The sequence below is a fragment of the Puia dinghuensis genome (assembly GCF_014642875.1).
Classification (GTDB): domain Bacteria; phylum Bacteroidota; class Bacteroidia; order Chitinophagales; family Chitinophagaceae; genus Puia; species Puia dinghuensis.
The window spans coordinates 555336-571269 of sequence record NZ_BMJC01000001.1 but is presented as its reverse complement, the minus strand read 5'-3'; the positions used below and the strand labels follow the sequence as shown (position 1 = coordinate 571269).

The following is a 15934-nucleotide window of genomic DNA, read 5'->3' as shown; positions in this document are numbered from 1 at the left end:
GCTAGAGTTGGAAGACGTAGGTCGCGACTGCGCCGCCGTTCAGCGTTGTATGGAGTCGCTTGCCTCGCAGCTCTATCGTAAATCCTTTTTGCGCGGCCGTGTTGTTCAGCACGACAAGCACCGCCTGCCCCGTCGGCGTACGGAAAGCCACATTGGGCAGCGTCTCATCTGAATTGGAAACGATGCGCGACGATCCCGGCCGGACATATTTGGCGGCATGCGCGATGATATAATAGGCCGGGTTACGCTTTACCACATCCCCATCGATGGTGACGGCCCCCAGGCACCGGTCACAACCACCGCGATCGGTATGCGGCTCCCATTTGGAATTGGCTGCGAGATTCCATTCGATCACCGTCTTACACCAATTACGCATCGCCCCGACGATGAGCTTGTCGACATGCTCGGGAATGTCCTTTGCAAAATCACCGGGCGCGCCAACCCACTGCTCGGTGAAATAGAGATTCTTGTCAGGAAAAGAATCATGCAGCGGCGTCAGGGCTTCGATCTTCCCGCCGTATAAGTGAAAAGCCGCTCCATCCACCCATTTCGCCGCACCGGGGTCATGGTATATGGAATCCGGGTAATCCGGCCGGTCTGCATTATGGTCGTAGACGATGATCTTGGTATCCAGCCGCTCTCTGTCGATGGCGGGTCCCAGGAGTTTGACAAACGCCGCTTCCGCTGCCGCCGGCATATACATGCTGGGATTGTTTCCGGGATGCAAGGGTTCGTTCTGCACCGTCAAAGCATCGATGCCGATGCCCTGCTGCTGCATCTGAAGGATGTATTTCACCAGGTAGTTGGCATATACGGAATAATACTGCGGCAACAGGCTGCCGCCGCGGGTGTCATGGTTGTTCTTCATCCAGGCAGGCGCCGACCAGGGGGAGCCCAGTATCTTGATCTCGGGATTCACCTGGATAATCTGCTGCAGAACGGGGATCACATCCTTCTTGTCCGGCCCCAGATCGAAATGTGTCAGCGCCGTGTCGGTCTGCCCTGCCGGCAGGTCGTCATAGGAAAAAACATGATCGCTGAGGTCGGATGCGCCAATGCTCACCCGCAGATAGCTTCCCCCGATGTGATTGCTGTCTGTCGTAAAAAGCTCCTTCAACAGGGCCGTCCGGGCCGCAGGGCTCATCTGCATGATATGCTGTGCACTACCACCCGTCAGGGCCCAGCCAAAACCATCGACATGCTGAAAGGTCTTTTTTTCATCGATGGCGATCACCGGATCGGATGGGAAAGAGCTGCCTTTCTCCAGCTGCCCGTCCGCTTGTTGCTGAAAGAACACCGACTGCGAAGCGTCGGTGAGCCAGATGGTCACCTGTTTGTCCTTTTGCGCGTAAACAGTTCCCAAGGTACAGCTGAGCACAGCCCCTGTCAGGGCCGTCCTAAGAACAGATATCATTATTTGATAATTAACGTGACGATAGAATGTGGCAAACTTTCGGCGGCGGCAGACTGTCCTTTCAACATCAAATGATAAGACATCGGCGCATCCGTCGTATTCATGACAATGACAACGATGCTGCCATCATTGTTCACAAACGCCGTGGTTTGTAACGTGGCCCGGTTGGTGGATACCGCGATGCGCCTGGCGCCCGGCCGGACAAATTTTGAAAAATGCCCGATATAATAGAAGGCATTGGTATAGATGAGTTGTCCGTTCCGCGTGTCGGCATGCACCGGGGCAAAGCAGAAATTGCCGACATGGTTGGGGCCGCCATGTTCGTCCAGCAGGATATTCCAGTCCGTCCAGGCCGTTGCGCCGTCATTGAAATCGTTGATCATGGAATAGCCATACTTTTCGCCCAGCCACCAGGCCTGGAGGCTGTCAAACACAAAACTCTCTTTGCAGCCTTCGGTAAAAATGAGGTTCTTCGACGGGAAAGCCTGATGGGTAAGCTGGACATTGTTGAACAGCATGGGGCCGCCCGTCCAGGTCTCGTACCAGTGAAAGCCGATGCCCCAGACATATTTTGCCGCTGCAGGGTCTTCCAGTATCGTGCTGGCGCGCTGGTAGATGAGGTCCCGGTTGTGGTCCCAGGCGATGAGCTTCTTCTCCCCAAGCCCCGCTTTTTGCAACGTGGGTCCGAGGAAGTTCTTGATAAAATCGCGTTCGTCTTCCGCGGTGAAGATACAGGACTCCCATTTCTGTTTTGCCATCGGCTCGTTCTGCACCGTAAGCCCCCACACCGGGATACCCATGGCCTCATAGGTCTTGATGAATTTCACAAAGAAATTGGCCCAGGCCTGGTCCATATCGGGTTTCAACTTACCCCCGCCGGTAACACTATTGTTGTCCTTCATCCAGGCGGGCGGACTCCAGGGGGAAACAAATAATTTTAATTTCCCGCCGGAAGCGGCCAGCGCCTGTTTGATCAGCGGTATCTTGAATTGTTCGTCGTGGGCTACGCTAAAGGTCTTTAAAACGGCATCGTTGTCGGCAACATAGCTATAGCTGCCGCTGGAGAAGTCACAGCTTTGCATGTTGGTCCTGGCCATCGTATACCCGATGCCGGTACTGGTGCTGTAATAAGCGGTCATCAGCTGCTGTTGCTTGTCCTTTGGCAATTTGGCAAAGGTCTCGGCCGAGGCGTCTGTCAGCGCGCCTCCGATGCCGATGATGGCCTGAAAGGGAGAAGAAGGGTCGACAAGAACAAAGGGTTCGGTCTCCAGCGGTTGCCGGCCAGGGGAGAAATCTAATTTCCCGTTCTCGGTTAAGCGTAAAGAGGTGTTGGCGGCAGTCGTGTAGACAGTGATCGTTTTTTGCTGTCCCATGGCCAGCGACCCTGCCAGGGTCGCTGCCATTACCAGCAGGCTTTTAGTTTTGAACATGTATGAAATTTAAGGGCCTTAAAGGTAGGGCCTTTTATGAACCTACAAGGCGCAATTTGCATGATAATCCACCAGTTTTATCGGGTGAGCCTCCGTCACATAGCCGCAATAGCTTGCTTCTATTTTACTTAGTAGCGCTGCAACGCTGTCCGCATCCGGCAACCGCACCAGCCGGCGGACATACTCCTGGATGCCCGGCAGCCCTTTGAGATAGTGGGCGTAGCGACCGCGCATTTCGTTCAAACCCTGTGCCGGACCGTTCCAGGATAAGGCTCCTTCAAGGTGCATCCGACACACAGCCACTCGCTCTTCGACGGTAGGCGCCGGCGGCATTTCCCCCGTCAACCGGTAGTGTTTTATTTCCCGGAAGATGAAGGGATACCCAATCGCGGCCCTGCCGATCATGATGCCATCCACTCCATAACGGTTGGTATATTCCAGCGCTTTCTGCGGACTGTCGATATCCCCATTGCCAAAGATGGGGATTCGCATCCGGGGATTGTTCTTTACTTTCCCGATGAGGTCCCAGTCGGCTTCGCCCTTGTATAATTGACACCGTGTCCTGCCGTGGATGGTCAAGGCCTGGATCCCGGCATCCTGCAATCTTTCGGCTACATCCAGGATGTTTTTGGAACCCTCATCCCACCCCAGCCGGGTCTTCACCGTCACTGGCAGCCGGGTCGATCGCACACAGGCCTCCGTCAACCGTACCATCCTGTCCGGGTCGCGCAATACCCCTGCCCCGGCGCCGCGGCCGACAACGCCTTTCACCGGGCAGCCGAAATTGATGTCCAACAAGGAAGGGTTCGTAGCTTCTACGATGGCAGATGCGAGCGCCAGGCTGTCTTCGTCGCCGCCATACAGTTGGATGCCCACCGGCCGCTCGTTCGCAAAGATGTCCAGTTTCCTGCGGCTGCGGATCGCCCCTTTGACCAGGCTCTCGCTCGAAATAAATTCCGTATAGGTGAGATCAGCCCCAAAAGCTTTGCAAACAGCCCTAAAGGGCGGATCGCTGACGTCTTCCATGGGCGCCAGCAACAGCGGCGACTCCGTGAGGACAATATTTCCGATCGAGACCATTGGGCAAAATTAATGGAAATCGGCTATCCATGAATAGCAATAAACCGGTAGCAACCGCGTTTTTAGCGCGTAACACAATTTCCTATAAAAAATTCCTGACTATGCAGTTTAAAAAATTTACCCTTGTCGCCATCTCTGCCGTGACCGCCCTTTTCCTTCTCACCACCAGCTGTAAAAAAAGCAACACCAATTCCGCTGCCATTTCCGCCAACGTCGGCGGGGTTGGTTTCAGTTCCAGCGTTACCACCGCCTGGTATTCCACGGACAGTACCATTTTTGAACTTGGCGGCTATTCCATCAATAACCATGATACGGTGGTAATGAGTATTATCATACAACCTCCGTTCACCCTCAACACGGCGATTTCCAGCAATGCCACCGGTTTCCCTGTTGCCATCGACTATTATCACCTCAACGGCAAGGATTACTATGCCGGCTACGGTACCGGCCACGCATCCCTGACCGTCACTTCACTGGATTCCACGAACCACAAGATCGCGGGAAACTTCACCGGCACCCTTTACAATACGTTAGCTAACAATGACAGCGTCGTGGTTACCAACGGTAATTTCAATACTTCGTACATCGTTCAGCCCTAAATCTTCTATAAATCTCTCATATGGGCCGGCTGACGCCGGCCTTTTTTGTATACTTTTACCCCAAAAACTGATGCGATATACGGTCTTCACTCTTCTCTCCCTCCTCCTCATCGCCGCATGCGGCAAGAACAACAATCCGTCCTCCGGTTCCGGCACCTTGTCCGCTACGGTTGGCAGCAGCACCTATCAGAGCACGAGCACACTTGCAGCCTTCTCCAGCTCCCTCAACCTGTACGCCATCTACAGCTATTCCCGGCAAAACAAAGACACCTCCGTTTTCCAATTGACGCTGCCCTACCCGCTGCCCGTCAACAAAACCTTTACGTCGGATTCGCTGGTCCTCACCTACTCCGACAAAGGCATCGAGTATGATGCCTTCGGTTCAAAGAGGCAGGTGCAGGCGACCATCACTTCCCTGGATAGCTTCGCCCATAAGATGACCGGCACCTTTAATGCCATTGCACACGACACCACCAATGTCAATGACAGCGTAGTTATCACCAATGGTAAATTCAATATCACCTATACGGTGAATCCCTGAGTGGCAAATGATTTCAATAAAAAAAGGCCGACTTGGGGAAGTCGGCCTTTTGTATGGGTCAGATCGGCCCTTAGCTGTTGCCGGAAATAAACAAATATGATAAGAACATAACCAGACCAATAAACGCAACGGCCAGCAGTATCGTTGTAGCGGCTGCGCTGCCGTGCATGGAATGTGTTGCTTTTTTCATATGACGGAAATTTAATTTGACAATAATCAATTACACCTATCTAATATATGAAAAAAACCGGATATTTCCAAGCCCGGGAAGACATCTCTAATGTTTTGCACTCATATAAAACACCAGTTTTCCCCCATTCATAATCTCTGCATGGGTGATATAATGCCGGGTCAGCGGCTGGCCATTTAACGTCACTTTCCGCACATATACGTTTTTATCCCCCTGATTGTCAGTCTCTATTGTAAATGTCTTGCCATTTTCCAGCAGCAGCGACGCCCGCGTTACCGCCGGACTGCCAAGGGCGTATTGGTCTGAACCCGGCGCCACGGGATAAAAGCCGAGGGCCGTAAAAATATACCAGGCGCTCATCTGACCGCAATCGTCATTCCCACCCAACCCATCGGGCCTCGGACCATATTGTTTTTTCAGGATCATCCGCACCCGCTCCTGCGTCTTCCAGGGCTGATCCGTCCAGTCGTACAGATAGGCCACATGGTGAGAAGGTTCGTTCCCATGTACATAGTTGCCAATGATGCCGTCCCGGGTGATATCCTCTGTCTCCGCAAAGAACTTATCTGGCAGTTCCATGGTGAAAAGAGAGTCGAGATGCTGTACAAAGCGCTTATTGCCGCCGTAGAGGCTTATCAACGCCTTGGGATCATGAGGTACATAGAGGCTGTAATTCCAGGCATTGCCCTCGATAAAACCCTGGCCATTGGTGGTAAGCACATCGAAGTCTTTTCGGAAGCTCCCGTCGCCGAGCCGCGGTCGCATATACCCCACGGAAGGGTCCCATACATTTTTGTAGTTCTCCGCCCTTTTGCTGTAGACGGCATAGACATCCATCCGGCCCAGCTTCTTCGCTGCCTGGGCGATACACCAGTCGTCATAGGCATATTCCAGCGTGGAAGATACGGATACGCCGTCCTGCTCCGAGGGAATATACCCCTTATCAATATACGCCCCCAATCCTTCAAAGCTGCGCCGCGTGGAAGTGGCGATACAGGCATCCAGGGCCTGGTTGGCAAAATCATTGGATGGCGTATTTCCCTTAGCGATCGCGTCTGCGATCACAGATACGGCGTGATATCCCGACATACACCAGTTCTCATTGGCATAGTGTGCCCAGACAGGCAGCATGTGCTCAGCGCTCTGCTGGTAGTGCGCCAGCATGCTGCGGATCATATCGGCGTTGCGCGCCGGCTCCAAAATGTTGAAAAGAGGATGCAGGGCACGATGAGTATCCCATAGCGAAAAGGTGGTATAGTTGACAAATCCATCGGCTTTATGGTCCTGCTGATCAAGCCCGCGATAGCTTCCATCCACATCCATGTATACCGTGGGATTGATAAAAGCATGGTACATCGATGTATAGAAATTCTCCTTATCGTCCTGGTCCGCATCGATCTGCACCTTGCTCAGCTCCTTATTCCAGGCCGCCTGCCCCTCGCGCTTTACCGCCTCGAAGTCCCACCCCGGGATCTCCGTCCGGAGATTCAGCAATGCTCCTTCCATACTCACCGGCGACAGGGCGAATTTCAGCTTGACCTTTTCTCCCTCCTGCGTCCGGAAATCAAAATAAAGCCGCATCTGCCGCCCTGCCTGTTCGGGGAAATTATGGTTCTGATCGAAGTGCCCCCAGAAACCGTGATAAGCCTGTCTCCGGTCGTACTTGCGGGCCCCGTACTGATAGAAAGGCTTGGAGAATGTCATGGCAAAATAGACTGTCCGCGTCCGGGCCCAGCCGCTTGTTTGTCGATACCCTGTTACAAGGGTATCATTTACCACACGGACGTAGGTCCATACATTCTTATCCTCGTAATTGTAGATCCCATGCACAAGGTCGAGGATGATATGCGCCTGGTCGGAAGCAGGGAATGTATACTGGTGAAAACCCACTCTTGTCGTCGTCGTCAGCTCCGCGAGAATATTATAATCGTCCAGTCTTACTTTATAATAGTCGGCCTCTGCCGTCTCTGTCGCATGGCTAAAAGCCGAACGAAAGCCGCTCCGCGGCTGGCTGGCAACACCAGGGTTCAGTTTCAGCTCACCCACCGTTGGCATAACCAAAAAATCCCCCAGATCGGAATGGCCCGTACCGCTGAAATGTGTATGGCTGAACCCCACGATCGTTTTGTCGTCATATTGATAGCCGGCACAGTATTTATATACATCAGGGTTATACTTACCATTCACCTCATAAGGGATGGTGTCGGTGTCGGGACTCAGCTGAACGGCGCCAAAAGGGGAAGTGGCTCCGGGGTAGACATGCCCCATGCGTTGTGTGCCGATCATCGGATGGACATATTGCAGGAGGTTGTCCTGCGCCGTGGCCAGCACGGGCAGGGCCAGGATACATACTGAAAAGAATTGCCGCATATTATTTATTATTCCATTGATAGTCGAGTAACCGGATAAAATACCCTCCCACTACACTCCGGGCCTGGAATCCCACCTGCCGGCCATTGGTCGTCTCATGCCAGTCGCTAAGCGGTACCCGGCTGGGGGTCTCCGTAAGATAGCGATAGATCGGGTCGATCACGGCGGTAAAGTCTTCCGGCCGGGACGTTAGACTCGCCGTCCAGCAAATCCAATCCGATTTGGTATACGTCTTTCGGCTATCCAGCGGCAAACCGAAGGGCTCCTGATGGGTTAAATACCAGGCTACTTCTTTCTCATACACCTCCGTAGGAAACAGCTGCAGGCCCAGCAGCTTATCCCATACCAAATTGTATTTCTGGCTCCAGCTGTCTTTGCGGTCAAAGGTCAGCGCATAGTGATCGCCGGCATCGGCGAGGGTCATCCATTTCTTCGCCAGCCCCGCCGCCAGCCCCTTGTACTTTTGGGCTTCCGCTTCCATTCCCAGCTGTCCTGCCATCCAGCCATAGGCGCCCAGGGCGACGATGGCCTTTATGGAGAGATTTGCATTGCGCGCCAGATGTCCCGCAAAATCATCAGTACACAATTGGTTCACCGGATCAAAGCCGTTCACTTCCAAATAATGCGCCCAGGTAGTAAGGGTCGCCCAATGCCGTCGGGCATAGTCGGCCTTGTTCTCGGCCCTGGTGATGGCCGCGGTGAGCAGGATCATATTGCCGCATTCTTCCACCGGCATGTCCTCACCATAGGTCTGTCCATTGGCAATGGGATAGGTCCCCAGGTCGTGCGCCGCAAATGGTTTCTTCCACTTGTGACTCTCGCTGTAATAAAAGATGCCGTTGAGCATCCCTTCCAGCAGGTGCGGATTATACAACAGGTACAACGGGGCGGAAGGATAGGTGACATCCACCGTATTGATGCTGCCATTGCTGAAATTCTCCTTGGACAGGAAGAGCAACTCTCCCTTCGGGCTCTTCACCAGCGCATGTGCGGCAATACTTTGACGGTAAGCTGCCACGCAAACATCGGCATAGTGTTCTCCTCCCACGGTGAGCGCTGTGGAATACATCGTTTTGTTGAAGGTATCACAACGCGACAATATCTTGTCATAACCGGCATAAGCCGTCTGCAGCAGCCCGTCCATGGTCGGTTTTTTTACGCCTGCCTCGGGATGGCTGCGCCACCACGGTACCAGCTTCCTATGGAAGAACTCCACCGAATACCGTTCGTCATAACCTATAAGGATCAATTTCTCTACGGGGTCTTCGCCCACTTTCACCGAGGGAAAACCCGTATGCAGAAACCCCGATCCGATGGTTTGCACAAGACCCTGCTCGGCAGGTGTGGCGACATAGACATAGCCCCAGTCGATGCGCAGATCGTCTCCTTTCTTCTTCAACACCGGTTGCTCCTTTGTCCCCGCCCTTAGATAGGCAAGCCCTCCCGTCATTCCTTTATCTATTTTCAATTCCTGGTCGGGAGTATTCGCCGCCAGCACACCGGCGACCCCGAAATATAGTTGAGCGCTATGGGTCTGGCCGTCATTGCTTCGCAAGCGGAAAGAAATATACGTGATGGGTCGGGATAAAAGCGTCAGATCGTTCAAAAATAAAGGAGAGGTAAACGTCAGCGACAGATCGACGCCGCCGCAGGCGAACTGGTATTTGGTCTGTGTGGCATTCACGCTTACCCATTGCTGCTCGGCGGGGATGGTCGATGAAAGGCTGCTGTCTTCCAGTGTCGGCTTGCCCAGAAAACGATAGCGCCTGCCGTCAACGGTAAGCACACCCAACAGCGGCTGAGGCTTACCCGTCCAATGCCGGGTCTCCTGGCTGCTTAGCGTGTCAGTGAAAGACCATACACTAAAATAAGTGGAATGGGTTATCAACGGGTAGGCGGGCATCTGCCGTAATTGACCAATGGCTGATTGCTGCAGCAGAAAAAGACCCAATAGTATTTTTCTCATATGTTGATTTTGCCTGGGAAGGGGCAAATATAATCCTTCCACCGACATTTACCCCCCATCCACCGTCCTTTTCCTGCGGCTTCCGGGAATCGTCTTCACCCCGTTGCTTATTTTCCTAATTTTACCGACGTTATGAGTAAAGAAAAGCCATCCCAACATACCGGCAAACCAAAGGGCCCCAGTCTTTTTGCATTGCTAAAACCCTATCGCCGGCTTATCCTGCTGCTGGTGGTGCTGTCCCTCGTCATGAACAGCATCAGCCTGACCATCCCAAAGATCATCGCCCAGGGCATCGATGCCTTCGTCGGTCATAAATGGGACGTACACGGCATCGTATGGGAATTTCTCGCCGCCTCCATCGGCGTGTTTCTCTTCGCTTATGGGATGAGCTTTATCCAGACCTTTGCTTCCGAAAAAGTAGCGCGCGATCTTCGCACGCAGCTGGCTAACCGCATCTCGAGACAGAACTACAGCTTTCTGCAAAAGACCAACCCCGCCAAGCTGCTGACCAACCTGACGGCGGATGTCGATTCCATCAAAATGTTTGTTTCGCAGGCCGTCGTCTCCATCTGCTCCTCCGTCTTTATCATCCTCGGCGCCAGCATCCTCATGTTGAGGATCCAATGGCAGCTGGCACTCTGTGTCATCGCCATCATCCCCATCATCGGCTTTACTTTCTACATCATTCTAAAAAAAGTACGGGTGCTGTTCAAGGCCAGCCGGGAGGTCATCGACTGGCTTAATAAAGTGATCAATGAAAGTATTCTCGGCGCAGCCCTCATCCGGGTGATCCATTCCCAGCAACTGGAATACGCGAAATTTCTCGAAGCAAATGCAAAAGCGCTAAATCTCGGTTTGCGCATCCTGAAATTGTTCGCCTCCCTTATCCCCGTGATCATCTTCACGGCTAACCTCGCCACCCTGACCATCCTCGCCCTCGGCGGTCACTATGTCATCGGGGGACAGATGACACTGGGTAATTTCTCGGCCTTCAACAGTTACCTCACGATGCTCATCTTCCCCATCCTGGTCATCGGGTTTATGAGCAATGTCATCGCCCAGGCCCAGGCTTCCTACGGGCGCATCAGCGGCGTCCTCAATATCCCCGACCCGGTAGAGACCGGCACCCTGGTCAGCGGCCTGGAAGGAAATATTGAGCTCAATGACGTGTCGGTCGCCTTTGGCGAAAAATATGCCCTGAAAGACATCTCCTTCAGCGTCGCGGGTTCATCGAAGACGGCTGTCATCGGCCCTACCGCAGCCGGTAAAACGCAGTTGCTCTACCTGCTCATCGGACTCAACCAACCCAACAAGGGGACAGTAACGTACGACGGACAACCACTGGAGCAGTATAAAAAAGAAGATTTCCACCAGCAGGTCGGTTTCGTCTTCCAGGACAGCATCATCTTCAATATGAGCATCCGCGAGAATATCGCCTTCAGCGATGCCGTCACCGACGAATCGCTGGAGAAAGCCATCGCCACCGCAGAGCTGAAAGACTTTATCGACTCTTTGCCGGAAAAACTGGATACCGTCGTCTCCGAACGGGGTACTACCCTCTCCGGCGGCCAGAAGCAGCGGATCATGCTGGCGCGCGCCCTGGCCATCGAACCCCGCATCCTCCTGCTGGACGATTTCACGGCCCGCGTGGATACCCAGACCGAACAGAAGATCCTGGCCAATGTCCGGCAGAACTATCCCGGTATCACCCTGCTGTCGGTCACGCAGAAGATCGCTTCCATCGAAGACTATGACCAAATCGTTTTACTGATGGAAGGAGAAATGATCGCCACCGGCACTCATTCCCAATTAATGGCGACTTGCCCGGAATATGTACAGATCTATCAATCACAAAGAAGCACCAGCCACTATGAGCAGCCAGAATTACAATCTTAACAGCCTCACCGGAGGACAACCCAAGAGCAAGACCTTGCCGGCCCTGCGCAAACTCGTGGGCCTGCTGCCCGAGCAGCGTGGAAAGCTGATCCTCGCTTTCGTGACGATGGTCATCTATGCGATCCTGAGCATGGTGCCGCCTGTGCTCATCGGCTTTACCATCAACAAGGTGCTGTTGCACAAGGCAGCTGCGACTTCCCTTGACATTTTCGGCTGGCATGTCCTGCAGGGCAGTGGGTATGGACTTGTCCTTACCGTCTGTGCCTGCCTGCTGGTGATCTACCTGGTCAACCTCGCCGCGGTGTACCTGCGTACCATCTTCATGGGCGGTTTTGGCCAGCACCTGCTCTTCACCCTGCGCAATGCCATCTTCAACAAATTGCAGGAGTTGCCGGTCGCTTTCTTCGCCCGTAACAAGGCCGGTGACCTCATCTCCCGCATCAACAACGATACCGACAAGCTCAACCAGTTCTTCTCCCAGTCGCTGATGCAATTCGTCTCCAGCATCTTTATCCTCACCGGCGCCGGTATTGCCCTGGTATGGCTCAATTGGCGTCTCGGCCTGGCAACCCTCGCCCCGGCAGCGCTGATGTGGATCTATACAAAATTGCTGTCGCCCTGGGTAAAGAAAAAGAACGCCGTCGCCCTCAAAGCCACCGGCGCCATGAGCGCGGAGATCCAGGAAAGCCTGGGGAATTTTAAGGTCGTAGTGGCTTTCAATCGCCGCGATTACTTCCGCCAGCGTTTCGATGCCGCCAACAAACACAACTATTCCTCCGCTATCAAGGCCGGCATCGCGAACAATATCTTTACCCCCGTCTATGGCCTGCTGGCCAGCATGGGCCAGATGATCGTCCTGCTGTACGGCGTCTACCTGGTAAGCACCGGTCACCTGGAGGTTGGTTTCCTGGTCAGCTTTATCCTGTACGTGTCCTACTTCTATGACCCCTTGCGGCAGCTGGCGGCGTTGTGGGCCAGTTTCCAGGTAGCCATCGCCGGTTGGGACCGCATCTCGCAGATACTCTCCCTCGAATCCGACCTGGTGACCCTCCCTGTCACCGCCGCCGCATCGGGCAACGGCATCTCCGGCAATGGCAGCACTGTCGTGCTCGAGTTCAAGGATGTCTCTTTCCGTTATGACGGTAGCAAGGACGTCCTGCGCCACAACAGCTTCCACATGGAGAAAGGCAAGACCTATGCCCTCGTAGGACCCACAGGCGGCGGCAAAACGACAACAGCCTCGCTCATCGCCCGGCTCTACGATCCGACGGAAGGTGTCGTACTGCTAAATGGCAGGGATATCCGCACCTATACGCCGCGCGAACGCGCGCAAAAGATCGGCTTCATCCTCCAGGAACCCTTCCTCTTCACCGGCACTGTCCGCGACAACATCTTATACGGCAACGAAGAGTATAAGGACTATACCAACGAACAGCTCGAAGAAGCCCTGCACCGCGCCGGCCTGGAGACCCTGCTCGCCCGCTTCGACGAAGGCCTCGATACAAAGGTGCTCGCGGCAGGCGATAGCATCAGCCTCGGCCAGAAACAGCTGATTGCCTTCATCCGCGCCGTCCTCCGCAACCCCGAACTGCTCATCCTCGACGAGGCTACCGCCAACATCGACACCGTTACGGAGAAAATGCTGGAAGACATCCTGCGGCGGCTACCGGCCACTACCACCCGGGTCATCATTGCCCACCGCCTGAATACCATCGAGAACGCCGACGAGATCTTTTTTGTCAATTCCGGGGATATCACCCGCGCTGGGAGCCTCGACCAGGCCGTCAACATGCTGCTGGAAGGGAAAAGGGTAAGTTGATTATCCAGCAGGGGCCCGCTGGCCGAAGGCCCGACATCCAGATTTCAACCAGAATTCGGGGCTACATTGACGGCAAAACCAACGCACATGAAATTCCTTTTGCCTGCCTTCGTACTCTGCCTGGCCACTGCCGCCGCCAGCGCGCAGACGAGCGGTTACTCCCTGACCAAAACTTTTAAGATCGGAAGCCCCGGCGGCTGGGACTATATTGCCGTTGGCCCCGGTGGCAAGATCTACGTCTCTCACGGCACCCAGGTGAATATCCTCGATCCGAAAACCGGTGACTCCATCGGGGTCATCCCCAACACCACCGGTGTTCACGGCATTGCCTTCGACGAGGCGCATGGAAAAGGATATACCAGCAACGGCCGGATCAACAATGTCACCGTATTCGATCTGAAGACTTTTGCCGTTCAAGGCCAGATCGCTACGGGACAAAATCCCGATGCCATCATGTATGACCCCTTCTCCAAATCGATCATCACCTGCAATGGCAGAAGCCACGACCTCACCGTCATAGACGCCGCCACCGGACAGGTAACGGCCACCATCCCGCTGGACGGTAAACCGGAAACAGCCGTATCCGACAATGCCGGCAAGATCTATGTCAACATCGAAGACAAGAACAAGATCTCGGTGGTCGATCTCGGTAGTAAGACGGTTGTAGCCAACTGGCCCCTCGGCGCCGAAGGCCCCACCGGCCTGGAAATAGACAGAAAGACCAAACGGCTCTTTGCGGGCTGTGACAAGCAGCTGGTCGTCATGGACGCCACCAACGGCAACGTCGTCACCAAACTGCCCATCGGCGACGGCTGCGACGGAGTTGGCTTTGACGAAGGCCTCGACCTGGTCTTTGCCTCCTGCGGGGAAGGAAAGCTCACCGTCATCAAAGAAACATCTGCTTCCTCCTTTAGCGTCATCGACAATGTACCTACCAAACGCAGCGCCCGGACAGTGGCGGTTGACAGCAAAATGCATGCAGTCTATCTGCCGGCGGCAGACTTGGAAGGCGCTGAACCCGGCGGCGGAAGGCCGAAGATGATCCCCGGGACATTCGGGGTGTTGGTGGTCACCCGGAAATAAGTTAAATTGTATTTCGGACGGCCGGTGGCTGATCCGTGCATAAACCGAAATACAATGGAACCCGCCGTCTCCACCGAAAGCAAATACGGTCGCCTGAACAACTACATAAACGGAGGTTTCGCCGCCAGCTCTTCTGGCCGAAGCCTCCTTGTTTTTTCCCCCATCGACGGCAGCCTCCTGGCAGAAATGCCCTGCGCCACCACCGGTGAGCTGGACGCTGCCGTTGCCGCCGCAAAAGCTGCCTTCCCCCGCTGGAGCAGAACGCCCATAAAAGAGCGGGTCCAGGTCTTCTTCCGCTATAAATACCTGTTGGAACAACACCTCGGGGAATTAGCGGCCCTTGTCAGTGAAGAAAATGGTAAGACCCGTGGGGAGGCTGTCGCCGAGATAGAGAAGTGTATAGAGCTCACCGAGTTCGCCACGGCGCTTCCGAATCTAATGGGCGGTGAAGTGTTGGAGGTGAGCAAGGGTGTGGAATGCCGCGCGGAACATGTCCCCCTGGGCGTCGTAGCCTCCATCGTCCCGTTCAATTTCCCGGCGATGGTGCCCAACTGGACCATCCCCAATGCCCTTGCCCTGGGTAATTGCATGATCATCAAACCATCCGAAAAAGTTCCCCTCAGCGTAGCCCGCCTCGCCCTCTTATTGAAGGAAGCCGGTCTGCCGGATGGGGTCTTCAATATCATCAACGGTGATAGCGCTACCGTGGAAGCCATCTGCGATCACCCCGGCATCGATGCCGTCTCCTTCGTTGGCTCCACGAAAGTGGCTAAACTGGTCTACAGGCGCGCCACCCAAAACCTGAAACGCTGCCTCGCCCTTGGCGGCGCCAAGAACCACCTGCTGGTGTTGCCCGACGCCCAACCCGAGATGACGGCCCAGAACGTCGCGGCTTCTATGAGCGGCTGCGCCGGCCAGCGCTGTATGGCTGCATCGGCGATGGTGGCTGTCGGACCGGTTGACGACATCATCAACCGCATCTGCGCCGAAGCCCGTCGCATCATCCCCGGCGAAAACCTCGGCGCCGTTATCGACCGCGCCGCAAAAGAAAGGATCGAAAGCTATATCACCGAAGCCGAACAACAGGGAGCAAAGATCCTCGTCGACGGCCGCAACTATGTCGTCGCAGGGAAGGAAGGGGGCACTTATGTTGGTCCCACCGTCATTGATTATGTCCGGCCCGATATGGCCGTCGCCACCGAAGAGATCTTCGGCCCCGTAATCAGTATCACGCGTGTAAAAACGCTCGACGAGGCCCTGGCCATCGAGAACGCCAGCCCATATGGCAATGCCGCCTCTGTCTTCACCCAGAATGGTGGCTACGCAAGATACGTTATCGACCGCGCCAGCGCCGGGATGGTCGGAGTGAATGTCGGCGTACCGGTGCCCCGCGAGCCTTTCTCTTTTGGCGGCTGGAACGAAAGCAAATTCGGTGTCGGCGACATCACCGGCAAGTCTTCCATCGAATTCTGGACCCGCCTCAAAAAGAGCACCGTGAAATGGAATCCCGAAGCGGGCATCAACTGGATGAGCTAAAAAAAATTTC

The 15934-nt window shown here is 54.6% G+C and carries 11 protein-coding genes; 6 read left to right on the top strand and 5 right to left on the bottom strand.

Annotation, left to right across the window (positions count from 1 at the left end; genetic code table 11):
• Position 1 precedes the first annotated feature (1 nt).
• From IEY39_RS02055 to dusB, 3 genes are read right to left on the bottom strand one after another with little or no spacing between them, the layout of a single operon-like run.
• On the bottom strand, positions 2-1414 hold the full coding sequence (locus IEY39_RS02055; RefSeq protein ID WP_188928003.1) for a glycoside hydrolase family 30 protein: 1413 nt from the start codon (positions 1412-1414) through the stop codon (positions 2-4).
• Positions 1414-2844 carry a glycoside hydrolase family 30 protein gene (locus tag IEY39_RS02050; RefSeq protein ID WP_188928002.1) on the bottom strand — a complete coding sequence of 477 codons (1431 nt, stop codon included), beginning with the start codon at positions 2842-2844 and terminating at the stop codon, positions 1414-1416. Before IEY39_RS02050 ends, IEY39_RS02055 begins: the two co-directional genes overlap by 1 nt.
• Positions 2845-2886: 42 nt before the next feature.
• Positions 2887-3924, bottom strand: coding sequence for a tRNA dihydrouridine synthase DusB (gene dusB, locus IEY39_RS02045; RefSeq protein ID WP_188928001.1), 1038 nt, complete (start codon positions 3922-3924; stop codon positions 2887-2889).
• Positions 3925-4025: 101 nt separating this feature from the next.
• Here dusB and IEY39_RS02040 point away from each other — a divergent pair, with 101 nt between their 5' ends.
• A complete protein-coding gene (locus tag IEY39_RS02040; protein ID WP_188928000.1) occupies positions 4026-4523 on the top strand; it encodes a hypothetical protein in 498 nt (165 codons plus the stop codon).
• Positions 4524-4593: 70 nt separating this feature from the next.
• Positions 4594-5064, top strand: coding sequence for a hypothetical protein (locus IEY39_RS02035; RefSeq protein ID WP_188927998.1), 471 nt, complete (start codon positions 4594-4596; stop codon positions 5062-5064).
• A gap of 277 nt (positions 5065-5341) precedes the next feature.
• On the opposite strand, the gene IEY39_RS02030 is transcribed toward IEY39_RS02035, so the two are convergent.
• Positions 5342-7624: a GH92 family glycosyl hydrolase gene (locus IEY39_RS02030; protein ID WP_188927996.1), complete on the bottom strand. Its 2283-nt coding sequence runs from the start codon at positions 7622-7624 to the stop codon at positions 5342-5344.
• 1 nt (position 7625) lies between these two features.
• Positions 7626-9590, bottom strand: a complete 1965-nt coding sequence (locus IEY39_RS02025) for a glutaminase family protein (protein WP_188927994.1) — start codon at positions 9588-9590, stop codon at positions 7626-7628.
• A 132-nt stretch (positions 9591-9722) separates the two neighbouring features.
• On the opposite strand from IEY39_RS02025, the gene IEY39_RS02020 reads away from it, so the two are divergent.
• The 4 genes from IEY39_RS02020 to mmsA all read left to right on the top strand — a co-directional run bounded on the left by IEY39_RS02020 (position 9723) and on the right by mmsA (position 15924).
• A complete protein-coding gene (locus IEY39_RS02020) occupies positions 9723-11486 on the top strand; it encodes an ABC transporter ATP-binding protein (protein ID WP_188927992.1) in 1764 nt (587 codons plus the stop codon).
• A complete protein-coding gene (locus IEY39_RS02015) occupies positions 11422-13305 on the top strand; it encodes an ABC transporter ATP-binding protein (RefSeq protein WP_229688730.1) in 1884 nt (627 codons plus the stop codon). The genes IEY39_RS02020 and IEY39_RS02015 overlap by 65 nt, the downstream gene beginning before the upstream one ends.
• Positions 13306-13392: 87 nt before the next feature.
• Positions 13393-14388, top strand: coding sequence for a YncE family protein (locus IEY39_RS02010; RefSeq protein WP_188927990.1), 996 nt, complete (start codon positions 13393-13395; stop codon positions 14386-14388).
• A 54-nt stretch (positions 14389-14442) separates the two neighbouring features.
• Positions 14443-15924 (top strand): CoA-acylating methylmalonate-semialdehyde dehydrogenase, encoded by a 1482-nt coding sequence (gene mmsA, locus IEY39_RS02005; protein ID WP_188927988.1) that lies wholly within the window; start codon positions 14443-14445, stop codon positions 15922-15924.
• Positions 15925-15934: the final 10 nt, after the last annotated feature.